At 45.1% G+C, this 24,961-nt stretch carries 25 protein-coding genes and 1 pseudogene; 2 read left to right on the forward strand and 24 right to left on the reverse strand.

Annotation, left to right across the window (positions count from 1 at the left end; genetic code table 11):
- Positions 1–5 precede the first annotated feature (5 nt).
- The 7 genes from DSOL_RS17500 to DSOL_RS28985 all read right to left on the reverse strand — a co-directional run bounded on the left by DSOL_RS17500 (position 6) and on the right by DSOL_RS28985 (position 7,254).
- Positions 6–1,703, reverse strand: coding sequence for a PucR family transcriptional regulator (locus DSOL_RS17500; RefSeq protein ID WP_075366109.1), 1,698 nt, complete (start codon positions 1,701–1,703; stop codon positions 6–8).
- A gap of 149 nt (positions 1,704–1,852) precedes the next feature.
- Positions 1,853–2,107 (reverse strand): 2-oxoacid:acceptor oxidoreductase family protein, encoded by a 255-nt coding sequence (locus DSOL_RS30105; protein WP_083642700.1) that lies wholly within the window; start codon positions 2,105–2,107, stop codon positions 1,853–1,855.
- A gap of 163 nt (positions 2,108–2,270) precedes the next feature.
- Positions 2,271–2,561, reverse strand: a complete 291-nt coding sequence (locus tag DSOL_RS17510; protein WP_075366111.1) for a PucR family transcriptional regulator ligand-binding domain-containing protein — start codon at positions 2,559–2,561, stop codon at positions 2,271–2,273.
- 121 nt (positions 2,562–2,682) lie between these two features.
- The gene (locus DSOL_RS17515) at positions 2,683–4,419 is read right to left on the reverse strand and encodes a hydantoinase B/oxoprolinase family protein (RefSeq protein ID WP_075366112.1); all 1,737 of its coding nucleotides are present in this window, start codon (positions 4,417–4,419) and stop codon (positions 2,683–2,685) included.
- Positions 4,412–6,478, reverse strand: a complete 2,067-nt coding sequence (locus DSOL_RS17520) for a hydantoinase/oxoprolinase family protein (protein ID WP_235838868.1) — start codon at positions 6,476–6,478, stop codon at positions 4,412–4,414. Before DSOL_RS17520 ends, DSOL_RS17515 begins: the two co-directional genes overlap by 8 nt.
- A gap of 19 nt (positions 6,479–6,497) precedes the next feature.
- A complete protein-coding gene (locus DSOL_RS17525) occupies positions 6,498–6,845 on the reverse strand; it encodes a cupin domain-containing protein (RefSeq protein WP_075366113.1) in 348 nt (115 codons plus the stop codon).
- 244 nt (positions 6,846–7,089) lie between these two features.
- Positions 7,090–7,254, reverse strand: coding sequence for a M24 family metallopeptidase (locus DSOL_RS28985; RefSeq protein WP_235838869.1), 165 nt, complete (start codon positions 7,252–7,254; stop codon positions 7,090–7,092).
- A gap of 248 nt (positions 7,255–7,502) precedes the next feature.
- Between DSOL_RS28985 and DSOL_RS30110 the strand changes: the two are divergent.
- Positions 7,503–7,670, forward strand: a pseudogene (locus DSOL_RS30110) (IS110 family transposase); the annotation flags it as partial.
- A 144-nt stretch (positions 7,671–7,814) separates the two neighbouring features.
- On the opposite strand, the gene DSOL_RS17540 reads toward DSOL_RS30110, so the two are convergent.
- Positions 7,815–9,077 carry a Glu/Leu/Phe/Val family dehydrogenase gene (locus DSOL_RS17540; protein WP_075366115.1) on the reverse strand — a complete coding sequence of 421 codons (1,263 nt, stop codon included), beginning with the start codon at positions 9,075–9,077 and terminating at the stop codon, positions 7,815–7,817.
- A 342-nt stretch (positions 9,078–9,419) separates the two neighbouring features.
- Between DSOL_RS17540 and DSOL_RS17545 the strand changes: the two genes are divergently transcribed.
- Entirely contained in the window at positions 9,420–11,156 is a 1,737-nt protein-coding gene (locus DSOL_RS17545; RefSeq protein ID WP_235838870.1) for a sigma-54 interaction domain-containing protein, read from the forward strand.
- Positions 11,157–11,166: 10 nt separating this feature from the next.
- Here DSOL_RS17545 and DSOL_RS17550 read toward each other — a convergent pair whose 3' ends face one another.
- The 16 genes from DSOL_RS17550 to DSOL_RS17625 are packed head-to-tail and all read right to left on the reverse strand — an operon-like array spanning position 11,167 to position 24,834.
- A complete protein-coding gene (locus tag DSOL_RS17550) occupies positions 11,167–12,615 on the reverse strand; it encodes a methylaspartate mutase subunit E (RefSeq protein WP_075366117.1) in 1,449 nt (482 codons plus the stop codon).
- Complete coding sequence (locus tag DSOL_RS17555) at positions 12,605–13,987, reverse strand: HEAT repeat domain-containing protein (RefSeq protein ID WP_075366118.1); 1,383 nt, start codon at positions 13,985–13,987, stop codon at positions 12,605–12,607. Before DSOL_RS17555 ends, DSOL_RS17550 begins: the two co-directional genes overlap by 11 nt.
- Positions 13,975–14,568 (reverse strand): 2-oxoacid:acceptor oxidoreductase family protein, encoded by a 594-nt coding sequence (locus DSOL_RS17560; protein ID WP_075366119.1) that lies wholly within the window; start codon positions 14,566–14,568, stop codon positions 13,975–13,977. Before DSOL_RS17560 ends, DSOL_RS17555 begins: the two co-directional genes overlap by 13 nt.
- Positions 14,561–15,373, reverse strand: coding sequence for a 2-oxoacid:ferredoxin oxidoreductase subunit beta (locus DSOL_RS17565; protein ID WP_075366120.1), 813 nt, complete (start codon positions 15,371–15,373; stop codon positions 14,561–14,563). Before DSOL_RS17565 ends, DSOL_RS17560 begins: the two co-directional genes overlap by 8 nt.
- A complete protein-coding gene (locus DSOL_RS17570) occupies positions 15,374–16,489 on the reverse strand; it encodes a 2-oxoacid:acceptor oxidoreductase subunit alpha (protein WP_075366121.1) in 1,116 nt (371 codons plus the stop codon).
- Positions 16,482–16,697, reverse strand: coding sequence for a 4Fe-4S dicluster domain-containing protein (locus tag DSOL_RS17575; protein ID WP_075366122.1), 216 nt, complete (start codon positions 16,695–16,697; stop codon positions 16,482–16,484). Before DSOL_RS17575 ends, DSOL_RS17570 begins: the two co-directional genes overlap by 8 nt.
- 15 nt (positions 16,698–16,712) lie before the next feature.
- On the reverse strand, positions 16,713–17,591 hold the full coding sequence (sucD, locus tag DSOL_RS17580; protein WP_075366123.1) for a succinate--CoA ligase subunit alpha: 879 nt from the start codon (positions 17,589–17,591) through the stop codon (positions 16,713–16,715).
- Positions 17,592–17,596: 5 nt separating this feature from the next.
- Positions 17,597–18,715: an ADP-forming succinate--CoA ligase subunit beta gene (gene sucC / locus DSOL_RS17585; RefSeq protein ID WP_075366124.1), complete on the reverse strand. Its 1,119-nt coding sequence runs from the start codon at positions 18,713–18,715 to the stop codon at positions 17,597–17,599.
- Between the two features lie 14 nt (positions 18,716–18,729).
- On the reverse strand, positions 18,730–18,927 hold the full coding sequence (gene thiS, locus DSOL_RS17590; protein ID WP_075366125.1) for a sulfur carrier protein ThiS: 198 nt from the start codon (positions 18,925–18,927) through the stop codon (positions 18,730–18,732).
- Positions 18,924–21,089: an aldehyde ferredoxin oxidoreductase family protein gene (locus DSOL_RS17595; RefSeq protein ID WP_170871548.1), complete on the reverse strand. Its 2,166-nt coding sequence runs from the start codon at positions 21,087–21,089 to the stop codon at positions 18,924–18,926. Before DSOL_RS17595 ends, thiS begins: the two co-directional genes overlap by 4 nt.
- 12 nt (positions 21,090–21,101) lie before the next feature.
- On the reverse strand, positions 21,102–21,476 hold the full coding sequence (locus tag DSOL_RS17600; RefSeq protein WP_075366126.1) for a 4Fe-4S binding protein: 375 nt from the start codon (positions 21,474–21,476) through the stop codon (positions 21,102–21,104).
- Between the two features lie 55 nt (positions 21,477–21,531).
- Positions 21,532–22,680: an NAD(P)/FAD-dependent oxidoreductase gene (locus tag DSOL_RS17605; protein WP_075366127.1), complete on the reverse strand. Its 1,149-nt coding sequence runs from the start codon at positions 22,678–22,680 to the stop codon at positions 21,532–21,534.
- Complete coding sequence (locus DSOL_RS17610) at positions 22,664–22,951, reverse strand: (2Fe-2S)-binding protein (RefSeq protein ID WP_075366128.1); 288 nt, start codon at positions 22,949–22,951, stop codon at positions 22,664–22,666. Before DSOL_RS17610 ends, DSOL_RS17605 begins: the two co-directional genes overlap by 17 nt.
- Complete coding sequence (locus DSOL_RS17615) at positions 22,941–23,444, reverse strand: 4Fe-4S binding protein (RefSeq protein ID WP_075366129.1); 504 nt, start codon at positions 23,442–23,444, stop codon at positions 22,941–22,943. Before DSOL_RS17615 ends, DSOL_RS17610 begins: the two co-directional genes overlap by 11 nt.
- On the reverse strand, positions 23,438–24,532 hold the full coding sequence (locus tag DSOL_RS17620; RefSeq protein ID WP_083642706.1) for an NAD(P)/FAD-dependent oxidoreductase: 1,095 nt from the start codon (positions 24,530–24,532) through the stop codon (positions 23,438–23,440). The genes DSOL_RS17615 and DSOL_RS17620 overlap by 7 nt, the downstream gene beginning before the upstream one ends.
- Positions 24,529–24,834: a (2Fe-2S)-binding protein gene (locus tag DSOL_RS17625; protein ID WP_075366131.1), complete on the reverse strand. Its 306-nt coding sequence runs from the start codon at positions 24,832–24,834 to the stop codon at positions 24,529–24,531. The genes DSOL_RS17620 and DSOL_RS17625 overlap by 4 nt, the downstream gene beginning before the upstream one ends.
- Positions 24,835–24,961 lie beyond the last annotated feature (127 nt).

Consider the following 24,961-nt stretch of genomic DNA (forward strand, 5'->3'; position numbering starts at 1 on the left):
AACTCCTATAAAACCTTAAATGCTTTTAGTGAAAAATGATAGCTTAGTTTCTGTTCACCATTTTCGAACGGATCCTCACCTAAAACTTCTTTAATTCGGTTTAACCGGTATTTTACAGTATTTGGATGGATATACATTTTAGATGCAGTTTTATTAATGTTTGCATTGCAGTCGAGGTATGACTCCATCGTTTTCAAAAGATCTCCTTTATTAGTGCGGTCATACTCCAGTAACCTTTCCAGTTTAAACAAACATGTTTCCCTCAATTGTTCTTTTCCAAACTGAGACAGAAAAGAGTAAATTCCCAATTCTTGAAAATCAAAGATGTTGTCATAACCTCTAATTTTCCGACCAATCTCCAATGCAAGTTGGGCTTGGTGAAAACTTTTGGATAGGTTAATTACCGATGAAAAATCACTTCCAATTCCTACAGAAACGGTTAACTGCCCGAATGACTTGTTAATGCTGGCTTTTATCTCTTCCGCTATCTGGAGGAGAAAATTTTTATGCTTTTTGTCTTTTATTCCCGTTATCAGATTCAAAAGCAGAATAAAGCAATCGCTTTTAGGAATTACAGTGCTTTTATTACACGATGCCATTAATATTGTTTTCACTGTCTTTAGCATTCTGTTCTTGACTTCTAGAAAATGCCCTTCCCCTTTTTGAGCATTCTTTAAACGATAATCACTAAAACCATTTATATCAACAACCATTACAATATGTTTTCCCTGCAAATCAATTCCTAGGTTCTTTGCTCGCTGCAGTATTGCTTTCTCGTTGGGATAATGTTCATTTAGTAAGTCATCAAAAAAATCAAAATTTAACTTGTGTTCCGCCTCATCAACTGCTTTTCTCTTTAATATTTCCAACGCACAGGCAGTCACACCATGAGTTAATGCGATTTCAGCTATTTCCAGTTCCCTATCATTTTGTTCTGTATCTCTTATTTCTACTACACAACCACAAAATTCTTCATTTATGAATATACTTGCAGCCACTATCCAATAGCATTGGTCTTTATACATGAAATTAAAAGTTTCAATTTCCGGAAATCTTCTCTGGCAGATTCGATTTTTTTCTTGGTAATTGATGGTTTGGTCTCTTAGTACATTTGAAACTCTTTCAATAAAACCTTTTTTGGGGAAATCCTTTATATCCGGAAAACCTATTGTATTAAAATCACTGTCGAAAATCAATATTCCGTGTTTTAAAATACTTTTTAGCAACAAGGAAATCCGTTCAAAACTTCCTCCTGTAAGTAGGATTTCGGTTAAATATTTGTTGATTTGTTGAGACTTTTCTAATTTCACTTTTTGTCTATTAAGAATAGTCTCCAAAACAGTTGAGATTATCCCATCATAAGGTAAATCCTTTGGTAAAACAAAAATGGGAACCCCTAACTCATCGGCCAATTCGTAGGCAACCCTATCTAATGCAATCTCCGCTTTATTTCCCGGATGAACGCCCAAGCAATTTTTAACTCGTCCTAAATCCCTTATCAGTTTATAGATCTTCTCCATGGAATTAAAATGAGAAAGTGTTGTTAAAATTAATACACCCTCATGCATCCATTCATCATATTGGCCGACCTCTAAAACACTTACTGTTTCAACAACATTTGATAATCCTTTTTTCCCAGCCCTAATTTCCACTCCAACAGGGCTAAGCAATTCGAAAACTTCCTCGGCAAGGATACCAATCATCCCCAATCACCCCTATCCAAAACTGCAACTTTCTCGCACATAAAAGTTAGCCAGTTGAGTTTTCTTAGGGTAATTCATTCCATCTATTTTGTCAAATTCCTTCTTTTTTAAAAAACCGCAAGCGCTACTCTAAGGAAAAGAAGTTAATTTTATACCGAGCAGATGGTTTCCCGGTTATTTTGTAAAAGACTTCTCATATAATTTGCGACAATACTAGTTGCTTTTAAGTTTGCTTCCAAAATATTAGGTTGAGACTCAGAAGTCTTATATTTTAACGCATCAAAAATTGAGTCCAATTTTACACACTGTGCTGATTCCACCAAGGCACCTAACATGATCATATTAGCAGCCTTTCCAGACTGAAAATGCTCTTCGACTAGTTCGTTGGCTGGAATCCTAATAATCTAGATATCTTCCCTTAGTCTGTCAGCATTAATTAAAGGTTACTACTCAGGCATTGATATTTCAAAAACTCAACGACCCTGTACTGAAGTACAGGGTTTATTATGCGACTGGAAGTCGTGATTACGGCTAAAGGTGTTTGCAAAATGTGGACTGGAAGTCCTTTTAAAGACTTAAGTCTTCTGAAAGACCTATTGCTGAAAGCCGGTGAACGGCAAGGGCAGCTACTTTAGCTTCGGCAAATGCACAAATCAAACCATGTATTTCTTCAATCGTGTCAAAAGCCTGTAAAGTTGTTAAATATAACTCACCACCGTGCACCCAGGTATGGTAGTCGGCGAGTTCCTGAATATTCAAGGACTCAATACAGTTGGACAGGCCGTTGCCTCCTGCAACCAAAATTGCGCCGTATGGTTTTAATAGCTCCAAAGCTTCATTGACAGTAGTTCCTTTCACCCGCATATCACCACTGCATCAAATATTTTTCCAGTTCTTATTTCCTATTCCTTTTTTTTTCGTCATTTCCTGCTTGCCCAGCATCTCCAAAAAAAGGTGCGATTAAAATCGCACCTTTCAATTACATTGTCCCTTTTTTCCTTAATTCTTCGGTGTCTTTCATGTCCACTATCATAGTTGCCGGATCGATTATTACTCCGTAATCCGTCTTGGCATTCTGGACAGTCATAAAACCGTCTTTCACGTCCTGCAGAACCTTGGCAGGCGGTCTGTTGAAGGGATCTCCGTATCCTCCGCCTCCGCCGCTGATTAACCTGACCAAGTCTCCTTTATGGAGTAAAACATTGGAGAAGGTACCCCCTCGCTCCGGTTCCGAGCTGCCATCGCGGTGGATTTCCACGGCATTGCATGACCCGTCTTTGCCTCCGGCAAAACCCCAGGGAGCATAATTTTGTTTGCTGGCAATAGTTGTGAGTTCCGCAGAGGAATTCATCAGCCGATAATCCCGAATCAAGCCGTGGCCTCCCACAAATTCACCGGCTCCGGACTGCATGTTAAAGGAATACTGTTCTACTAAAATAGGATAGCGATACTCCGCCACCTCCACAGGGATAATAAATGTCTCCCCGTCATCAATGGCCACCAACCCATTTTCGCCATCCTTATTATAACCCGCACCCCAGCCCCCAGCCTGGGGCTCACAAAGAACAAATGGCTGTTTTGACCGATCATCAATCCCTCCAAGGATCGTGCCGATAATACTTAAAAAGTGCCCCGCGGCAACCTTGGTCGGCATCACGGGAGCCAGTGCTTTTGCCACAAGGTCGGTAGCAAAAGAGAACGCTTCCCAATCGCACCCTACCGGAGCGGGCCGAACAGCGGAAAATACCGTCCCCTCAGGCACTATAACCTTCAGCGGAGCATAAAATCCTTCATTGGCCTCTGCATGGGGATTAATAAGGGACTGGTAAATAATCCTCCCAGCGGAATATGCCCCGTATATGCTGCAGTTAATGGGAGCCGGAACCTGATCCGCGGACCCGGTATAGTCAATTATGAAATTTTCATTTGTAATAGTTACTTTGACTTTCACATAAACATCCGGTATGTCATTAGCTTTAGTATCAATATAATCTTCCGCTTCAAAAGTTCCTTTGGGCAGAGAAGCAAGCTCTTTCAAAGCCAGTTTTTTGCCATTTTCCAGCGTAGTTTCAATACTCTCAAAAACTACTTCCTTACCGTATTTTTCAAAAAGTTCAATTACCCTTTTTTCGGCAATCCGCAGGGATGCGGTTTGAGCATATAAATCGCCCAACGTCATCTCCGGTGTCCTGCAGTTAACCTCAATCATATCCCTTACAGCTTCATTTAATTTTCCCTGCTCATATATTTTAATAGTTGGGAACTGCAAACCTTCCTGGTAAATTTCCGTGGCATTGGTTGACCAGCTCCCGAGGCTTTTGCCGCCAATTTCGTTCCAGTGTCCTTTGTTGCTGGCAAAGGACACTAACTCGCCGTCATAAAAAATGGGAGAGATTGCGGAAACATCACAAAGGTGAGTACCGCTTCCGGTAAATGGATCATTGGTTAGGAAGATGTCACCGGGTTTAATCTGGTCAAGGTGGAATTTTTCCAATACCGCTTTAACTGAATAGGTAATGGCCCCCAAAAACATGGTCACCCCGTTTGCCTGACCGATTAAATTTCCGCTAGCATCAGTAATGCCGGCAGCATAGTCCAAGACTTCGTAAATAATAGTACTCTGGCTGGTACGTCCCCAGGTGAGAAACATTTCCTCCGCTGCAGCAATCAGTCCCTGAGCAATATTTTCCCGAGTAAACGGATCAACTTTAGCCATCGATCTGCACCCCCGTTTGGATAATTAAGTTGCCGTATTCATCAACTTGTAGTACCTGCCCCGGGCAGAGTATGGTTACCGATTTAGGTTCTTCCACCGCAGCCGGTCCTTCGATTTTGTGACCGGGCCCCAATAGGGTCCGATCATACACCTTGCAGTTTAACCAGCCATGTTCTTCAAAATTAATTGGTCTTTCCCCTTTGATGGCATTATCCAAAACGCCTGCAGGGGGAATCTTTTTAATCTGCGGTTTTGTGACGGTGCCGAAAACAGTGAGATTGAAATTAACAAATTCGGCAGGCGCATATTCCATACTGAATGTGTACTGTTGGCGGTGAGCCTGATCAAAGGATTCCCGTGTATATTTTAAATCCTCGACAGTAATTTCTCCGTTTCTCACGGGAGTTTTAACAGTGTGTTCCTGTCCAACGTAGCGCAGGTCGGCTGTGCGCACAAATACCAGGTCTTTCGAATCAATATTCTGCCGTTCAAAGATATCAAGAGCTTCTTTTTCCATTTCTCCGTAGATACTATTTATTTTGCTGAAGTCCGCACCCACTACCGGCATAATCTGGGTTTGAATAAAGTCCTGCCTCAGGTCTGTCATCAACATACCCCAAGCGGAGAAAGTGGAAGGCAATTTTGGGACGATTACTTTGGCTATTTTTAATTCCGCCCCTAAAAACGGGCTTAGCACCGCACCGTTACCTCCCATGGCGACCATGGAAAATTCCCGTGGGTCATAACCTCTTCGCACCGAGATCAGTTTCAATACATTGAGCATATTGTTGGTGGCGGTTTTGACAACACCCAATGCCACTTCTTCCACACTAATGCCAAAGTGATCGGCAATAGGCTGTATAGCTTTTTTGGCAAGTTCCAGGCTGACTTTGAATTCGCCGCCCAAGAAATTGTCCGGATCTATCCGGCCGGTAATCAAAGTTGCGTCCGTCAGAGTAGGCTCCATACCCCCTAAGCCATAGCAGGCCGGTCCTGGGTTAGCCCCGGCACTCTGTGGCCCAACCTTCAGTACGCCAACATCATCTATCCAGGCAATGCTCCCGCCGCCGTTGCCGATTTCAATAATGTCAACCACCGGACTCTTCACCGGATAACCGGCAAAAAGAGGCGTCCGCTCCAGCCTGTAATCCGTGGTTACCTTAACATCTCCTCTGCTGATCAAAGATGTTTTGGCAGTGGTCCCCCCGATATCAAAGGTAATAATATTGTCTTCTCCGATGATTTTCCCCAATTCGTTGGCACCGATTACTCCTCCGACTGGACCGGATTCGATTAGACTGATAGGTATCTCCTTAGCCCGGGCAAATGTGGCGGTTCCTCCGTTGGACTGCATGGCATGGGGTTCAATAGCCAGCCCCATTTTCTCCATTTCATTCTGCAGGGTATCGAGATATTTTCTTGCCGCCGGCTGGACATAAGCATTAAGTACGGTAGTGCTTGTCCTTTCATATTCCCGCCAGACTTTAACCAAATCAGAAGAGAGTGTAACTTCCACACCGGGAATCTCACGACGAAGAACACTGCCCACAAACTTTTCGTGTTCCGGATTGGTATACGAATGGAGCAGGCATACTGCAACAGCAGAAACATTTTCCGCTTTTAGTTGTTGGGCAATCCGGATAATTTCTTCTTCCCGAACGGCCCTAAGCACCTCTCCCTGGTAATTAACACGCTCATCTACTTCAAAGCGAAGGTACCGGGGAACATACGGCTGGGGTTTCTTATAAAAATAGTTGTACATATCAGGCCGGTTGGCACGGCCGATTTCCAAAACATCCCTGAAGCCGTTAGTGGTAACCAGCGCTGTTTTCGCGCCCTTCCGCTCGGTGACAGCATTAATTACAACCGTCGTCCCGTGGACAAAATAGGCTACATCCTTCAGATCTACCCCAGACTTTTTTAAGGCATTGATGACCCCCTCAGCAAAGTTCTCCGGCGTGGTATGGGCCTTTTCATCAATGATTTCACTGGTTTTTTCATTCAGACTGACAAAATCCGTGAAAGTCCCTCCAATGTCAATTGCAACCCGTATACTCACAAACACCCCTCCTTTAAAATTATTGTTCTGCTACCGTTTGCGGTGTGATAAACCACACAAGAACTGCCTCTTTATCTGATAAATTAACGTTAAAATGGGGTGCGTTCCTTTTCTGCAGAACCATGTCCCCTTCTTCGGCTATATCGAGTTCACTGTCGGTAGCCACCTGAATCTGTCCGGAAATAACGTAAGAGACTTCCTCAGAATCATGCTGGGAATAACCGGTCTGCGGCAATCTTTCTCCCGGTTTCAATACGGCAAATCCCGCCTGGCAATTTTCCGCCCCGCACCCCTTGGCCGAAATCACAAGTCTTACCGAACTGTCTTCAGACATTTTTGCCATTTGTCTCTTTTTAACAATGTGCATTTCTCGCACCCCTCTTTAGATATCTGATTTTTTTATTAGCTTAATATAAAACATTCTGTTTTTCACTATTGACGCTACTGCGAAAACCCCCATTTAGCTTGATACATACACAACATATGGTTGCTGCTAATCTTGTTATACACTGCATATAGTATGTCAAATAGGTAAAATGGACTTTATAACAGTAGCATCACTATTGTTTTGTACTAAAAAATAAGTGCCTCTTTTGTCGCTAACACAAGTCTTAGCTTTCGATCAGCTCTCGCTGAGCAGTGTTTAATCGCACCGGTCCGCTTTCTGTAACTATGACAATGTCCTCAATCCGCACCCCAAATTTTCCGGGAAGATAAACTCCCGGTTCCACACTGAAAGCCAGTCCTGATTTTAATACCTTTTGGTTGCCGCCCACAATGTACGGCTCTTCATGATAGTCGAGACCGATCCCGTGCCCCGTACGGTGAATTACCAAGATGCTAAAAGGTAAGGGAAGAGGTAAAGTACGGGTTTGGTCGATGCTTTAAATAACCGCTTACGCAGCCATCATAGAGAAATGATCCGATTTTCTTGGAACATCTGGAGTACTTAGAACGAACAATTCTTGATGTTGAGGTCAGAATAGAGCAATGTTTAAACCCCTTTCGACAAGACATTGAACTATTGGATTCAATCCCAGGAGTATGTCATAACGCTGCAGCCATATTCATTGCTGAACTTGGCACAGATATGTCTGTTTTTCCAACGGATAAACAGGTATCTTCATGGGCCGGAGTGTCTCCAGGAAACAACGAGAGTGCGGGTAAAAAGAAAAGAACTGGCACCACATCAGGGAATAAAGCGTTAAAATCGGTATTATGTGAATGTGGATGGGCGGCATCTAATACAAAAATTGCCTGGTATAAACCCTGTCTTCCTGCACCGATGATACCTAGCGTGGAAGCATTAATAGGAGCAAGGTGGCATTCCATCTGCTCACGGAAATATGCCTCTGATCTTCTTGGCCTGGACCAACCTGTTAACGGCTACCATATAGGCTCCCATTCTCATGGTCGTATTATTTTCCTTTTTCTTGTCCCATACTTCATTGAACGACCTAATCATAATTTTTTCAAGGGCACGATTCACCTCTTCTTCATCCCACATCAAGGACTGTATGTTTTGTACCCATTCGAAGTAGGATACAACAACACCACCCGCGTTGGCTAGGACATCAGGTACAACGATTTTGTTGTTCCTTTCAAGAATCTTATCAGCCTCTACCGTTGTCGGACCATTCGCACCTTCTACAATTACCTTTGCTTTAATATCAGGTGCAATGCGCTCCGTAATCTGGTTTTCTAAGGCAGCGGGTACAAGAACATCACATTCTACAGTCAGTAGCTCATCATTGGTAATATGCGTGACTCCGGTTGCATCGTATTCCTGGAGACCTCTCCCCCCGTTATTGGTAAGAAAGCTTACAAGCTCATCAACATTCAACCCGGTATTACAGTAGACTCCTCCAGTTGCATCGCTTACAGCCACTATTTTACAGCCTTCATTGTGCAATAACTTAGCTGCTGTTCCCCCAACGTTCCCCATACCCTGTATAGCGACCTTAGTGCCAATTATGGGCATTCCCAAACAGTGGAGTGTCTCCCTTGTTATTAACATAACTCCACGTCCAGTAGCTTCTTTTCTACCAAGCGAACCGCCAATTTCCACGGGTTTGCCGGTTACAACTCCGGGAACGGGATAACCCTTAAACATACTGTAAGTGTCCATGATCCAGCCCATAACCTCTGCATCCGTGTTCACGTCAGGTGCGGGAATATCCCGTTCGGGACCGATCAACGGCAATATCATGGCCGTATATCTTCGTGTGAGGTTTTTTAGTTCGTTTTTACTCAGTTCCTTCGGATTAACTTTGACAGCACCCTTACTACCGCCGTAAGGGATATTTACAACGCCGCACTTGAACGACATCCAAGCCGCCAGAGCCTTTACTTCATCGATATCAACATTCTGGTGATACCTGAGGCCACCTTTGCATGGGCCTCTCAAACTCGAATGCTGCACCCGGTAACCTTCAAAGACCCTTATCGACCCATCGTCCATCTCTACAGGTATAGCCACTTTCAATTCTCTTTCCGGGTACTTGAAGACCACATAGTCATTTTCTTCAAGACCCAATATATTCGCCGCTTGCTCCAGTACCTTCAGCATGTTGTCATACGGATTGTATGCCTTGCTCATTTTATTCTTCCTCCAATCTCTCTGCATTCCACATGCGTATATTTATCAGGCAGTATTCTTGACCAAGTCCGCCTGTACTTGATATTTAATTGCAAGAACTATGCCAAAGAAAGGAGAATAGGGCTCGAATACAAGTGGCGAGCGTAGTAGCATTTTGGGACAATTATTGCCTTGTTGCTAAGATGTTTGAGCAAAGCTATCCTCTTCTTACATGTACAATTCACCTACTTATCCCAGTCAAAGTTCAAAGTGTTTAGACAATATTGTCTAAATCGTCTAAACACTTTGAACATTATACTCGACAACAACCTATACTTGTGCTACGTTAAAAGCAAAGGAGTGGTGAACTTGAACTCTTTATTCCTTACCGATTTAATGGATCCAAACGTTAAAGTCTTTAAAAACAGACCAAGCCAGGTTGAAGCTACCGAATTGATAAGTGCATACCATTTAGTGTTATTGCAGGAGGGTCGGCCAACAGAAGTCCTCGCTAGAGACCAAAAAACCTTACTATTAAGTTCACCCAACATGACAACGAGGCAAATGCATTGGGAACTACCAATATTGGCCAAATCAGATACTGAGGCAATTTCTTTTTATAAAGAGCATCTCTATGATTTGCGTCCAGTAGTAGTCCTGGACAGCTCAGATAAAGTAAAAGGAATAATTACCTCTACCATCTTGGTGAATAACCTATTGAAATACTGTGATAGTTTAAACTCTTTTTTAGAAACCCTGCTCGATACCGTCAACGAGGCAGTAACTGTGGTTACCAAAGAAGGAACCGTTAGCCATTGGAACTCAGTCGCCCAAGACACCTATTCAATACCTCAACAAAACATAATAGGAAAACAAATTGCTAATTTTTTCGAGCAGGAAGCATTGGCCACTCTAAAAGTTTTAGACGAAGGACGACCAGTTCGCCAATCATACCATAGTCCCCGTCCGGGAACTCACGTCCTAATGAACGCATCACCTGTAATCTATGATGGAACAATAATTGGAGCCATATCCTGCGAGCAGGATATCACTCAAATAGTTCGTCTCAATGAGAGACTATCGAATACTAGTTCCCAACTACTAGACCTTCAACAAAAAATAATCCCTTCCAATGATCCATTTGGTAAAATCATTGGCAAGGGCCAATCCATCCGCAGCACAATATCTATTGCACGTAAAATATCCTCCAGTGAGGCTACTATTCTTATCACTGGTGAAAGCGGAGTGGGAAAAGAATTATTTGCTCAAGCGATTCACTTGGCCAGCCCCAGGGCTAGCCAACCCTTAATAGTCCTTAACTGCGGTGCTATTCCTACTGCTCTGTTTGAAAGTGAACTATTTGGCTACAATGGCGGTGCATTTACAGGCGCTGAAAGAAAAGGCAAGCCTGGAAAATTGGAACTCGCCCATGGAGGAACCCTCTTTCTAGATGAGGTAGGGGAATTACCGCTGGGTCTCCAAGTAAAACTTCTGCGTGTTCTGCAGGATCGGTGCTTTTATCGTCTGGGAGGAACTGAACCGATTACAGTCAGTACCCGAATAATTGCTGCCACGAACCGCGATCTAGAAAAAATGATTAAGACAAGTGAGTTTCGTGAAGACCTTTACTATCGATTAAATGTCATTACCTTGGAAGTTCCGACTCTCAGGGAACGGACTGAGGATATACCCGAATTAGTACAAACTTTTTTGCATGAATTCGCTCTTAAGCACGATAAACCCATACCTTCCCTGTCTCCTGAAGTAATTGTTGCGTTTCTAAACTATCACTGGCCCGGTAACGTGAGAGAACTACACAATGTCACAGAAAGGTTAACCGTCCTAGCGGATGAGGGAACACTTGAAACCAAATACCTTCCACCAGCTTTGCAGCGAACTATATCGAAGTCTGTTCCCAATTCAGTATCTTTAACGTCACGGATTATTGATCGACCTTACCGGCGCAATAGTTCTGAGGAACTAGAACGGATTTATGACGCCATTGAAAAAACCCATGGCAATAAATCTGCAGCCGCTGAACTTCTTGGCATTTCCCGCGGCACCCTGTACTACAAACTAAAACAATACGCTCTGATCTAAGCACTCTGGTCTAAACGCTCCCAATAGCCACCAGCCTCCCTTTGCCAATGGAATAAATATCGTCAATCACCATTTGAAACGACGGATCCCTGCCCTCTATTCTTCCCCGTTCGGCAATGCGTTCTTGGTGGAACTCTATAACTTCTTTGTCAAAGGGTAAGTTACCATGATCTAGGAAGCGCACTGCTCCCTGTGCATCACGGACAGGGAGAATCTTTCCCGCGTTATACCTACTTGGTGCAAAAGGGATGTCTAGGATACCCGCTTGAAATCCCCGTACAGTACCGACCGCAATATCTCCGTCCCCCAGTTCCAAAATCTTATCTACAATAGCCCTCGTTTCGACTTTGATCCCCTCTTTTTCACGCTCAAGTTCCTCAGAATTTAATAAGGCTTGATTGCGTACCATGTTGATGATTTGCTTTGTGGCTTTAATCCCAGCAGCAATCCCTTCTTTTGAGGGAATACCTAAGGCTTCATGGGGAGTCTTAACAATCACCTTCGTCGCTTTTGCCAGAGCAGCGGCGACTGCTCCCCAAGAAATGACCCCAAAAGCCTGACTTTCATCTTGGGGGAATCCTCCCATCCACTGATGGAATACACTGGTTAACATCATGCCCTTATACTTAAACTTAGCTAAGTATTCTTCTCCTAATTCAGTTAAGCTCCGAACAGCGGCAATATCTTGAATTAGATTACCGCACTGCCCATAACCTAAGGAAATATTTTTTACACCTTGTTCTGCCGCCAGCAACGCTTCTATCACGCCGACACTATGGGAAATACAGGGTGGAACTAACGTGCCTGTCAAAGGGCCAAACGGCTCGCGATTAATTCGGACCCCCTGTTCTTCATACAAACCGACTAATCGGTCTACATACTGCCAATTACTGATGGTTTCTTCTAGTGACACGTTCTTAGCGTATGGAATATTATTCGAAATTCCTCCACCCTCAAAATCCGTAAATCCTCCAGCTAGTGTGATTTCGGCCAATAAACGTGCATCAGGAGTACCATGGCGTACTTGACACGGTAAATTCACGGACTCAATGATGCGGCGACAGGCTACCACTCCATAATTGACCGCTGGAAAGCCGTTTCGCAAAGAATGCCCGGCTTTTTTGCTATCTTCAATCACCTTTTCAGCTTCCTGATAACGGTTTTGGCGATTTAAGGAGTCAATGGTCGTGGGCAAGAAATCTGCCCCACCCTCATCCTGAAGGTATTGGAGCAAATCGATCTGTTCTTGGAGCAATGTGGTTCCGCCTCGGGGTTGGGCCAGGGTTGCTCCTTCTGCTTTAGCTTTGGCTAATTTTGCTGCGAAAACCTTTTCTGCTGGCATAGCCTTATGATAGGTAACGGCCTCTTCCAAATTGACCCCTGCCCCAGTCGACCATTGTTTTAAAACTTCCTGCCGTTGGACTTCAAGTTCATCCGCCTCGAGGCGTTTATTTTTCATTAGGGGAACCCTCCCTTCTGCTTTCAATTTTACTAAGCGCCCCCCTGGCTCGATCCCGTACGCCAACTGATTCTCCATAATCCTCGGTAACTCTCACTAATTCTTTGATAGCAGCCGAAGATCCTATTTCTCCCAAGGCGTGGGCAGCCATTTCTTTTACTTCAACCACTGGGTCTCTCAGCAACTGAATTAACGAGAAAGCAGCAGCTTTATTTCCTATCTGCCCCAAGGCTTCACAAGAATTGGCTCGGATCAAACTGTCATTGTCACCCAAACATTGCATCAAAAGGTCAAATGCAGAAGGGAAATTAGCAAACACCTTGATTAAATAGATATCGACTCGTCTGCTGCCCTTTTTGAAAATGCCCTCTAGTAACTTAAACGCTTGTTCTTGGTTTAACTCACGGATAGTCCAGTCGATTAATTTAACGAGAACTTCCTGATTTTGTCTCAATAGAGTTTCTTGAGCTCGCTCATAATCCTGGATTGCTAAAGCTCTCCTTAAATGTTCCCCTAATTTAGGGAGTAAGAAACCGGCAATAGTTTGCGCGCTTTTCTCACTTAACGTCAATTTTTCCGCCTTATTTTTTAGGATATAGTGCATAGCTATTAGACCATCTATGACGCACGAAAACAAATTGCCTCTATGATTAGCCTCGCCCATGGCTGCAATTAAGGCATATTCATCCAACTCGCCTTCATGGGTGTGAATAATTTCGAGCAAGGTCACCAAATCCGAAACCTGCAAAGGTAATCCTAGGTCACAAATCACCTGCTCCAATTTCAAGCGTTCTTTGCATAAAGGTTCCCCGACCAGCGCTGTCTGGAATTGGTAGAGGAAACTTAACTGTTCGATTCCATATTCCCTCAGCTCCGTGTTTTGCAGACACTCTAAGAGGCTGACCCTATTCGTCGAAATAAATATCTTTAGCTTTTTTAACCTGAGAACGAGTAAATCCAAATAATCTAGCGGATAGCCCGTCCGTTCAGCAATATTGGGTAAGGATTCATCACAAATCCAGAGGCGGAAAATCCGGCGCCAAGGTTCTTTCGGATCTGTGATTTGGGGACGATTGATGATCGTTTGGGCAGGGCGCAGCAGATCGTTAGCCAAATCCGCTACGACAGCGGAAGGATTGGCAAACTGGTTTTTTAACTTCCATTGGATCACTTCAGCAAAGGTGGAATTGGTCAGTAAATCAGCGTTATTACTAAAGCAATAGACAAGATCAGGAATAATGGTCTCATGAATATATTGCAAGGCAAGGGGGCTTCTTGGCCCGCCCCACTCGTCTAAGAGCACGGACGCTAAGTTATCTTTCAATGTTGTTAAATCATTTTTGGTCCAATCCCATTGCTTTAAATCCGACATTGTTCATCACCTTCATTTTGACTATGTCGATCGTCTTGTTTAGCACCCGCTTTCAGTCCTAGTTGCCACCCAAGTTCTAGGGCCTTGACATTTTGCTCGGCCGTGCCCTTGGGGGCTCTTTGCCGGACAGCCTGCAAAACATCCTCCATCGGAATTTGTCCGCTAAAGGAAGCCACAACCCCTAAGGCCACGACATTAGCGCTTTGCTCAGATCCTAATCGTGTGCGAGCGGTTTTGGTGATGGGCAAAGAATAAAGATTTTTACTACGCGGTTTGACTTCATTGACTTGGGAACTATCCACTACCAAAATCGCGTCTTCAGTGAGATTTAAGCCATACTTCTTGTAGGCTTCTTGACTAAGGGTTAAAACGAGAGTCGGTTTTTCCACTTTGGGATAACGAATCGCTTCATTGCCGATAATGACTTCAGCTCGACTTGCACCTCCCCTGGCCTCGGGACCATAACTTTGACTCTGCACGACATTTTGACCAGCATAGATTCCGGCTTCAGCCAGCATAATGGCAGCTAAAATCAGACCCTGTCCTCCCGTACCGGTTAACAGAAATTCCTGCTTAGCCATTAATGGTTCCCTCCTTTAACTTCTGTCTTAACTTATCGTATTCACGCGTATACTCCGGTGCCTGTTGTTTGAAAATCTCGCCGATCTGGAAATCTTCTTCACTCTGTACTTGTTGCCCTGCTTTAAGCGCATGCTCCTTTTGCCAGAGCAACATATCAACCGGGGTTTTAAATTTGTTTCGTCGGCCATAGGATACTGGACACTGGGAAATGGCTTCAACGAGTGAAAACCCTGGGTTGTTATAGGCATCAATAATTAACTTTGTCAGGAGTTGATTATGGTATGCCGTGGCCCTGGCTCCATACGTAGCTCCTGCTGCTTTGCTCAACTCTAGAATTTGAAACGGTCTTTCCAGATTACCAAAAGGCGAGGTCGTCCCTCGTTTGTCATGAGGCGTTAACGGGGAGGTCTGACCACCTGTCATACCATAGATACTGTTATTGACAACGATTGCGGTCAGATCAATATTTCGCCTGGCAGCATGGATTAAATGATTGCCGCCAATAGCTGCCGAATCTCCGTCGCCCATGATGACGAAGACATCCAACTCTGGGCGGGCAGCTTTAATTCCAGTAGCATAAGGCAAAGCTCTACCATGAGTAGTATGTATAGTATTAAAGTCTAAGTAACCGGGCATGCGAGAAGAACAGCCAATTCCCGAAACAAAAATCACCTTGTTTTGGTCAAGCTGCAATGTTTTGATGGCCCGCACGATTGCCGCCGTAATGGTTCCTATACCGCAACCCGGGCACCAGATATGCGGCAAAGTATCCGTCCTGAAATATTGAGCAATATCGCTAAACATCTATATTACCTCCCGAATTCTGTCTAACACTTCCTTGGGAGTCAGTAATTCTCCGTCGATACGGTTAAGGCGTTTGACGGATTTATAACCGAATATTCTCTCAACTTCGCCGACCAATTGACCGCAATTCATTTCAACCACTAAGAGTTTTCGATTCGTAAACCTTTCAAGCTGGGCTTGAGGAAAAGGCCAAATCGTGATGAGGCGCAGGAGACCCACTTTTAGACCTTCGCTGCGGGCTAGATAAACTGCCTCCAAGGCGGAACGGGCTGAACATCCGTAGGCTACCACGACCAATTCCGCATCGTCAAGCTGTATCTCTTCTATTAATTGAATCCGATCTAAATAAGGATCTAACTTTTGTGTTAGCCGTTTCATAAATTTCTCAACCACTTCTGGTTTCCCAGTCGGCAAGCCCTTTTCATTGTGACTTAACCCTGTAACATGGTAGCGGTAGCCTTCACCAAAGTTTGCCATGGCAGGTATCATACTTTCATCGTTTTCATAGGGTTTATATTCGCCGGGCAGGACTGTCGGTCTCTTTCGATTAACAATGGTTAATTTTTCTGGCAAAACAACTTTTTCTCGCAAATGCCCAACCACTTCATCCATGAGTAGTATCACTGGAATGCGAAATTCCTCGGCAAAATTAAAGGCTATAACGGTCAATTCATAACATTCCTGGACTGAAGAGGGCGTTAAGGCAATGATCGGATGGTCACCATGAGTGCCCCAGCGAGCTTGCATTACGTCGGATTGGGCTGGCCCGGTCGGCAATCCCGTACTTGGGCCTCCTCTTTGCACGTTGACCACGACACAAGGCACTTCTGTAGCAACGGCATAACCCAAATTTTCCTGTTTGAGAGAAAAGCCCGGTCCGCTTGTTGCCGTCAAGGCTTTGAGTCCTGTCAGGGAGGCTCCAATTACTGCGGCCATACTCCCAATTTCGTCTTCCATCTGGATAAAGGTACCACCCAACGACGGCAATTTTTCGGCCATCATCTCGGCAATTTCTGTAGAAGGCGTGATGGGATACCCTGCGTAAAAAAGAACCCCGGCCGCCAAAGCCCCTTCTGCAACCGCTTCGTTTCCTTGCATTAATCTTGCTTTACTCATCTTTTGTCACCTCAATATTGATCGCAAAGTCAGGGCAAAGCCGTTCACAAATCTTACAAGCTATGCACTGATCTGGTTTGGCAACCACAACCCTCCCAAATTCATCGCTTTCCAACACTTTTTTGGGACAAAATGCGATACATATACCGCACTTCTTACACCAATCTTGACTGACCAATACGGTAGCAGTCTGTATTGCCAGTACCATAGCCTAAACATCTCCTTATGCCCTTTTCTCAGTCAACGCTTTTTTGACTAAATCGCTCACTTCCCAAGGAAGTGAAGCTACATACGCTCCAGCCGCCTTTAAGGCCGCAACTTTGCTGTCATAAGTTCCTTTGCCTCGTTCAATGATTGCCCCCGCATGGCCCATTCTCTTGCCAGGAGGAGCGCTTTTACCAGCTAAAAAGGCAATGACGGGTTTGCTCATCTGCTGAATGAAAATTGATGCTTCCTCTTCGGCATTGCCGCCAATTTCCCCCACTAAAACAACTGCGTTAGTATCTGGATCAGCTTCAAATTGCGCCAACACATCGAGAAAGGATAAACCGACCACCCGATCCCCCCCTAAACCAACCACCGTTGACTGACCAATCCCAGCGTTGGTCAACTGATAAACAATTTCATAGCTCAGAGTTCCACTACGGGCCACTACCCCTACTGAACCAGGGACAAAAATACCATTAGGCATAATCCCCATCTTTGTTTTGCCGGGCGAAATTAAACCAAAAGTATTCGGCCCGATAATTTGCACCTGTCTCTTTTCCGCCAAAGCCATGATTTCCATGGCATCATGCAAAGGCACATGCTCTGTAATGATTACCAAGATCCGGACTCCACTGTCAATAGCCTCGAAAGCTACATCCTTCACTTGTTTAGCTGGTACAAAGATCACTGAAGCCTCAGCTTTTTCAACCAGCATTGCTTCTTCCATCGTGTCATAAACTGGCACGCCTTGTATACTTTTCCCTCCCTTGCCCGGAGAAACCCCACCTATAATCTTGCTACCGTAGGCCAGCATCTGGGAGGTATGAAATTGCCCCTGTTTTCCTGTAATGCCTTGTACTAAAATCTTCGTTGTCTCATTAATAATAATCGCCATGGTTCCTACGCCCCCTTCGCCTGGACAAAGGCAACGACTTTAGCGACAGCCTCGTCTATTTTTCGATACGATTCAATGCCATGTTCACTTAATATGGCTACACCAGCTTCTTCGTTGGTACCCACTAAACGAATGACCACAGGAATCCGAATATCCATGGTTTCTTTAACTTGGATAAATGCTTTGGCGACATCATCACAACGGGTAATTCCCCCGAAAATGTTGATCAAGAGGGCTTTAGGCTGAGTTGATAATAAAATCTCCAAGGCACTGGCTGTTGCTTCCCTGCTGGTTCCACCGCCCGCATCCATAAAATTACGCGAACTGGAGCCGAATTCCTTAATTAGGTCGAGGGTCGCCATAGTAATACCTGCACCGTTAGCCATGACCCCGATCTCTCCATCCAGTTCGACATAGGAAATCCCCAGCTCAGCCGCTCTCCTCTCAACGGCGGTTTTTTCTTCAACTAGGGGAACATCATCACCAAACCGAAAGGAAGCATCATCGTCAACGGTCATTTTGCCATCCGCGGCAAGGACTTGTGAATTGGCTACAACCAAAGGGTTGATTTCAACCAGTTCCGCATCATACTTCCGGAAAATTTGATAAAGTTTTAACATAATATCGGCGACCTCTTTGGCGATCTGCCCGGTCAGTCCCAGTTGACGCGTTATTTCTCGGGTGGCGTAGGGTTGTAATCCGACGTTAATATCGATCAATCGTTTAACCAGTAACTCCTCTGATACTTGTTCAATCTCTACGCCCCCTGCTGCTGAGGCAATCAATAACGGTTTTCGACGTGCCCCATCATAAGTAATGGCCACATAAATTTCCTTTTCAATGTTTAGTTTTTGCTCGACCAGGATTTGGTCGACTTTAAGACCCTTAATGTCCATCGCCAGAAGTTCCCGGGCCTTTTCAGCGGCTTCTTCTGGATCTTTGGCAAACTTAATTCCTCCGGCTTTCCCCCGTCCTCCCGTGAGAATCTGTGATTTGATGGCGACAGATCCAACCTGAGCCACAAAATCCGTCACTTCTTCAGCACTGGTGAACACCCGACCCTTAGGAACCGGAATTCCGTTATTCCTGAAAATATCTTTAGCCATGTACTCGTACAGTTTCACCTTAATAGCTCCTTTCAGCCACCCGCCATCAAGTGTATAGCCTTCACTTCGTCTCCATCGTAGATCATCGTGGAAGCATAATCCTCAGCAGAAACAACCTCGGCATTAAGATAAACTATAATTCGCGCATAGGTGAAGTTTTTAAGCTTCATAAGCTCTTCCACAGTAAGCCCTTCCTGCCATTCGTAGTCCCGATTATTGAGCTTAATCATTTTATCACCGGCACATGTTTTTTAACGACTTCTAAAAGCTCCGTTAAGTCCATCCCTAATTCCTGAAGCTTTTCGACCATCGGCACGCCGTCCATAGTCCAGCCTCGGCGTTTGTAAACCGCGTCGGTGAGCTTTTCATATTGATCCTCGCGATACTCTCTCAGAACTTTGATCTTTTCGACAGTCGCTTTACCAGTCGTATCGTAGCCCAAAAGCTCAGTGAGCTGTTTGTCGTAGCGTCCCTGCCTCGATTCGTATTCCTCCACAGTCACTGGTCCCATGGCTCTGTAGGGGAGTTTGTCATGAATACGTTTACCGTAACCCATCCGAATGTTGAAGATTCTCTGGAAATTGTAAACCCGCTCTGATTGTCGGATGAGTTCATATTTGTCAATAGCCTTACCCGTCACGGCATTGAATAGGCCGATATAGTTTTGAACATGCTCCGGAATTTTGGCGGGTTCGTCAGTAAACTTGTTATCTGCAGGGGCGATGTCATTCCATGGCAGCTTGCAGAAACCCATTAAACCGAACCAAGTTCTAAACATTGGGTAGTAGTGGAGGGCTTCTGCCTTATCTTCAAAAGTTGGAATCTGATTATTGACCATGTCCATGAAGATCAGCCAGGCTTCATCGTGCTGTGGGCCTTTATTGGTGAGACCGTAGCCCCCTTGTTGGGCCAAGGATTCCTTGGGCAAGTATTCAGAAAACTCAAGGCCCTTTTGTTCCATACCTATGTCAAAGAGAAACTGAGGATCGGCGCCATATTCCTTAGCAAAGTACTCCTTCATTTTACGGATCCCCATGCCAGCAATCTTTCCGAAGCCCACGCCCTTAGACATTTGGTGGATAAGTTCAAAGGATGCCTCTGTATTGCCGAAGGTCAGTTCCAGACCTCCGGTTCTTTCTTTATTTAAAATACCATTTTCGTAACATTCCATCACAAAAGCGGTGAGAGTGGCATAGGAGATGGTGTCAATACCATACGTGTCACAGTAAAAGTTCAACTCCAATATCGCATCTGGATCGAAGATGCCGCAGTTCGAACCCAAACCCGCCGCATTCTCATACTCAGGACCATCGATACTCACCTTTTGACCTTTGTAAGGGCCTGTCTTCAGTTCAAAGTGATCGGCGGCTTTGGCGCAGGCCAAACTGCACCCAAACCAGCAGCCATCTGGGGAATTCTGGGTTACTTTGGCTGTGAAGACATGCGAAGAAATTTTAGAAGTATCCTTGTGAGAACCATATTTATAATTGTGAGTCGGCAAAAGATCGTACTGGTCCATGACTTCTATGATATTGGCAGTGCCTATTTGACGCATACGGTTCTGTGAATTATCGAGGTCATGAATTTCTTTATGCAACTTGATCCCAGTCTTATTCAAAGTGAGCTGGTCGACAGGATGGTTTAAGTTGCCCTTGACCCCTGCAACTTTTATTACCACGGCCTTAATATGCTTATCTCTAAAGACTGTCCCGATACCGCCCCTTCCGGCCTGCTTCAATCGAATACCCTTTCGTCGAGTATCATAGAAGGTAAAGTTTAAAAGACCGATATTCGTATGTCGGGCAGCACTCCCAGTAGAAATCACGGCGATATTCCGTTTGTCCTCTTCGTTATCCGCATACATTTCAGTCAATTGTTCCCCCAGAATGTGGGTATCGATGTCCTCATCAGGTACTTCCTCAATAGAAATAGTTCCCTTGATGCCATCAATGAAAATAATGACATCTTTATCAGCCTTACCCTGAAGTTCAAGGGCATCAAAGCCTGCAAACTTGAGGTAGGGACCAAAATAACCCCCAGCATTGCTATCCATGGGCATTTTGGTCAGTGGAGATAACGTCACGACCAGTGATTTTCCAGAACCGGGGTATTGGGTAATTCCTCCAATGGGGCCACTGGAAATAACAATTTCATTTTCCGGGTCATTCCACTGGGTAGATTCAGTTACAGCCTGCCACAGGTAATAGAGTCCAAAGCCCTTGCCACCAATGAATTTGTCTTTCATCAATTGAGTAACGGGTTTTTCTTTTATATCATGGTTAAAAACATTGATATAAAGTGTGCGGTTGGTATAACCTTTATCAATAACCCCTAAATCGTAGTTATATTTTTTAAGTAATTTATGACTAATTTTATTGTTTTCCATAGTCATGCTGTCTTCCCCCTAAACTTCTTCTGAAATAAAGACCGCCTGAGTCGGGCAAACCTTTGCACACTGACCGCAAGCAACACATTTAAAAGGTTCCAGCATATCACCGTGCATCATCATAGCCAGTTCCGGGCAGAAACCGACGCAGATAAAGCAACCGGTACAGATTTTTTTGTTGATTCGAACCACGCCGTTTTTATCACGATAAATTGCCTCGATCGGACAAACTTCTATACACTCACCGCATTGATTACATACCTTAATTTTATTTTTATTTATTTGGATACATGATTTTTCTTGATTATTTTCCTTAAAATAGGCATTAGAACATGCTTTCTCACATTCTCCACAGCCAATACATAAGTCTTCCTTCTTCGCTAATCGCTTCAAGTTTGGCACCTCCCTGTGATGATCTAGATCAGCTTGACCGTGTCAATTCACTCTCTTATACCACTGCGGGCTCAAGTAACAATTCTCCCCTGCGGAAACGGTCCAAACCGAATTTCTCAATCGGCATAAAACACTCTTGGCCGAGGATTTTCTGCGCCAAAAGAACGGCCGTCTGGGGACCTACCATAAAACCATGACCACTGAACCCGGCAGCTACCCACATCCCTTGTGCATCAGGAATTTCGTCGAAAATCGGATTGGCGTCTGGGCTCATGTCGTAAAGACCTGACCACTGGCGGACGACACGGAGGTTCTTTAGAAGGGGCAATACAGTGGTGGCTTGGCGAGCGACATCCTCTAAAAATTCCCAGCTGGAATGAATGTTGAAATCTTTGGGTTCTTGGGGATCACCCACGCCCATAATAAAACTGCCATGTGGGGACTGCTGGCAGTATAAACGATGGTGAAGAGAGATGACCATCGGCCCTTGGCAGGGTTCAACAGGTTCGGTAACTAGCGCTTGGTGCCGCTGAGGATAGAGGGGCAAATCAAAACCAACCATCTTGCAGATAGTGCCAGCCGCAAAACCGCAGGCATTAATCACGATCGGTGTATCGATATCCCCTTTGGAAGTCTGAACGCTCGTAACTTTACCATTTTCCCGTTTAACGTCGATGACGGTGGTATAGGTTTCGAATTTAACTCCCAGCCGACGGGCTGCTTTATAGTAGGCATCGACTACATGAAACGGGTTGGCGTGTCCATCCGTCTGACAGAATGTGGCACCGATCAATCCCTCAATGTTCAGATGGGACACAATCTCTTTTGCTTCTTGAGGCGTTATCATTTTCGTTGGAATCCCCAGACGATGCTGCACAGCAACATTTTTTTTGTACTGCTCCCATTCACTTGGGGTGTAGGCAACCATTAGGTATCCGCCTTGCTTAAATTCTATATCCCTATCATAGTCAAGTTCTTCGTTCATGCCCTCAAATCGTTTTACACTGTCTCGAGCAAGAATGGCGTTTGTTTCCGTACCCCACTGTTGGCGAACACCGGCGCCACAGCGTCCTGTTGCTCCCGAAGCAAGGTACTGTTTTTCGATAACCACAATATCTTTCACCCCACGGATGGCCATTTCATAGGCAACAGCGCAGCCTGTAATCCCTCCGCCGATAATCACTACGTTAGCTGTTCTCTGCAATTGATTCACCCCCCGCAAACGTTCCCAGTTTCACTGGCTTCACTGTTGGTCGAAAAGTAGGCATTTGGACTTCTGCTACAGGAATTCCGTAGGCCTTAGCCAGTTCCTGGGCAATCAGCATCTGGCAAGTACGTCCCTGACAGGGACCCATCCCAGCTCGGATAACACGTTTAATCTCATCAATTGTGCGATAACCTTGCTTGATCAATGATTGAATTTCGTCCAGGGTAATGTCCTCACACCGGCAGACGATCGTTTCCTTATCTTGCATGTCTAACCCCTCCCAAACGAATACTGCGCACGTCCATGGCCAGTTCTTTGGGTACGACCAGCCACACTGTGTAAGTTTTATTTTTGGGGCCGCCTGACTGAACTTTTTTCACTTCAAATGTGCCCAGTTCTTCCCCAGCCCTGTCTACCCCAACCACTTTATTGCCGGCTTGGGGTACTGGTACATATTCATAGGGAATCCTGACGATGGCTTCAGTAGAGCTGTAGGAGGCGTCGACCACGAAGATGGCCAGCCCTGGGCAACGGCTGAGACAGACACCACAGCCATTGCATTTGTCAAAATCCATTTTCGGCAGGTCATTGATGTCTTGCATCGGCAAGATTGCGCCTTGCTTGCAGGCTTCCGTGCAAGGATTGCAGGGAAGCCTTTGGAAACACTCGATGATGGCTACGGGGCCTTTATTCAGTCTCTCCTCCGAGGGGGAAACTGTTTTCACGTCTTCAGCTGTTGGAACTCCAGTCTTGTTTAGCATACTGCTTCCCCCTTGTCCATCAAGTTCTTAATCCCTTGCACAGTTTTTTGTCCAGCTGGACCAGACCGAAGTTCGCTTAACTCTGCCAAAGCTTCGGCTTGAAGTTTCGGAGCCACATCACTTCCGTACCCCAAGCCCAAGGCAGCACAAATACCCGCCAAACGTCCTTCCACCATGGCAGAACTGGCTTCTTCAACCCCACTGACGTCCCCAGCGACATAGAGACCTGGGCGGGTCGTTTCCAGATATTCGTTTCTAAGGGGCACATGCCCAGAAAGCTCTGGCACATATTTCATCTGGCAGTCCGCTTGAAAGCAGAGTTCCGTTAACGGGCTCAAACCAACGGCAAGACAAATAACATCTACTTTAAGGTCCTGTTCTGTCCCTGGAATCGCCTGCCAGTTCTCGTCCAGTTTGCAGATTATCGCACCTTCAACGCTGTCCTTACCGTACGCTTCTTGAATGGTATGTGAGGTTAAAATAGGTACACCAGCGCGTCGAATCTTGGAAGCATGCACCAAATAACCCCCGATGGTCGGTGCCGCTTCAATAATCGCAGCAACTTCCACGCCCGCTTGCAACAATTGGTAAGAGACGATCAGCCCTATATTTCCAGCGCCGATCATCAGCACGCGTTGTCCAGGGACAATACCGTGCACATTCATTAAGGTTTGGACAGCACCAGCTCCATAAATGCCGGGCATATCGTTATTGGGGAAAGCAATCATTTTCTCGGAAGCGCCAGTGGCTAAAATGATTTTTTTCGGTTTGATTTTCAGGTGTTTACCTTCCCCTTCGGCGGTAACCACACCGTCTTCATAAATCCCAAGAGCAGTAGTGCCGGACCACACTTCAACCTTGGGATTATTTTCACACTGCTCGATCAGAAAATCACCGATCTTATAGCCACGGTCGCCAGCATACTGCTTTTTCGAACCAAAGAATTTATGAGTCTGTTTTACCAATTGGCCGCCAAGCTTACCATCTCGTTCTATGACAAGAACACTGGCACCTAAGTCAGCAGCGGCAGCGGCAGCACTTAGACCGGCTGGTCCGCCACCAATAATCAGAATCCCTATCTCTTTCACCTTAGGCACCCCTTTCCTTGCTGAGTCTCCACCCGCATGCCGGGCTGAACCTTTTCCACACAGATCCTAACATTAGGTTCCCCGTCAACAACCATCAGACAGGACGAACAATTGCCGATGGCGCAGAAGAGACCCCTAGGACGGTGCATTGTTTGGCTGTGGCCCAAAACTCTAACTCCCGCAGCATGTAGTGCAGCAGCAATGGTCTCGCCCTCAAAGCCCTTAATTTCTTGGCCATCGAAGAAGAAGGTGATCTCTTCTCCACGCTGAAAATCTAAAATTGGATGTTCGATGATTCGCATAAAAACTCACTCTCCCCGGTTAGTAAATCGTTTGTTTGGAATGTTCCTCTCTAGTCGAGAGAATCCCACTGGTTTTCCTCGACTCGGAACTTGCAAGTCAAGCTGATAGGATTCATGAATAAACAAA

Source organism: Desulfosporosinus metallidurans, from assembly GCF_001936615.1.
In the GTDB taxonomy this organism is placed as follows: domain Bacteria; phylum Bacillota; class Desulfitobacteriia; order Desulfitobacteriales; family Desulfitobacteriaceae; genus Desulfosporosinus; species Desulfosporosinus metallidurans.

What these genes read in the sequence shown, in the direction of transcription:
- DSOL_RS17500 (WP_075366109.1), bottom strand. Translation starts at nt 1,703, where the DNA reads ATGATTGGTATCCTTGCCGAGGAAGTTTTCGAATTGCTTAGCCCTGTT.
- DSOL_RS17515 (WP_075366112.1), bottom strand. Translation starts at nt 4,419, where the DNA reads ATGGCTAAAGTTGATCCGTTTACTCGGGAAAATATTGCTCAGGGACTG.
- DSOL_RS17525 (WP_075366113.1), bottom strand. Translation starts at nt 6,845, where the DNA reads ATGCACATTGTTAAAAAGAGACAAATGGCAAAAATGTCTGAAGACAGT.
- DSOL_RS17540 (WP_075366115.1), bottom strand. Translation starts at nt 9,077, where the DNA reads ATGAGCAAGGCATACAATCCGTATGACAACATGCTGAAGGTACTGGAG.
- DSOL_RS17550 (WP_075366117.1), bottom strand. Translation starts at nt 12,615, where the DNA reads ATGAAAAATAAACGCCTCGAGGCGGATGAACTTGAAGTCCAACGGCAG.
- DSOL_RS17555 (WP_075366118.1), bottom strand. Translation starts at nt 13,987, where the DNA reads ATGTCGGATTTAAAGCAATGGGATTGGACCAAAAATGATTTAACAACA.
- DSOL_RS17560 (WP_075366119.1), bottom strand. Translation starts at nt 14,568, where the DNA reads ATGGCTAAGCAGGAATTTCTGTTAACCGGTACGGGAGGACAGGGTCTG.
- DSOL_RS17565 (WP_075366120.1), bottom strand. Translation starts at nt 15,373, where the DNA reads ATGTTTAGCGATATTGCTCAATATTTCAGGACGGATACTTTGCCGCAT.
- DSOL_RS17570 (WP_075366121.1), bottom strand. Translation starts at nt 16,489, where the DNA reads ATGAGTAAAGCAAGATTAATGCAAGGAAACGAAGCGGTTGCAGAAGGG.
- DSOL_RS17575 (WP_075366122.1), bottom strand. Translation starts at nt 16,697, where the DNA reads ATGGTACTGGCAATACAGACTGCTACCGTATTGGTCAGTCAAGATTGG.
- sucD (WP_075366123.1), bottom strand. Translation starts at nt 17,591, where the DNA reads ATGGCGATTATTATTAATGAGACAACGAAGATTTTAGTACAAGGCATT.
- thiS (WP_075366125.1), bottom strand. Translation starts at nt 18,927, where the DNA reads ATGATTAAGCTCAATAATCGGGACTACGAATGGCAGGAAGGGCTTACT.
- DSOL_RS17595 (WP_170871548.1), bottom strand. Translation starts at nt 21,089, where the DNA reads ATGACTATGGAAAACAATAAAATTAGTCATAAATTACTTAAAAAATAT.
- DSOL_RS17610 (WP_075366128.1), bottom strand. Translation starts at nt 22,951, where the DNA reads ATGCAAGATAAGGAAACGATCGTCTGCCGGTGTGAGGACATTACCCTG.
- DSOL_RS17615 (WP_075366129.1), bottom strand. Translation starts at nt 23,444, where the DNA reads ATGCTAAACAAGACTGGAGTTCCAACAGCTGAAGACGTGAAAACAGTT.
- DSOL_RS17625 (WP_075366131.1), bottom strand. Translation starts at nt 24,834, where the DNA reads ATGCGAATCATCGAACATCCAATTTTAGATTTTCAGCGTGGAGAAGAG.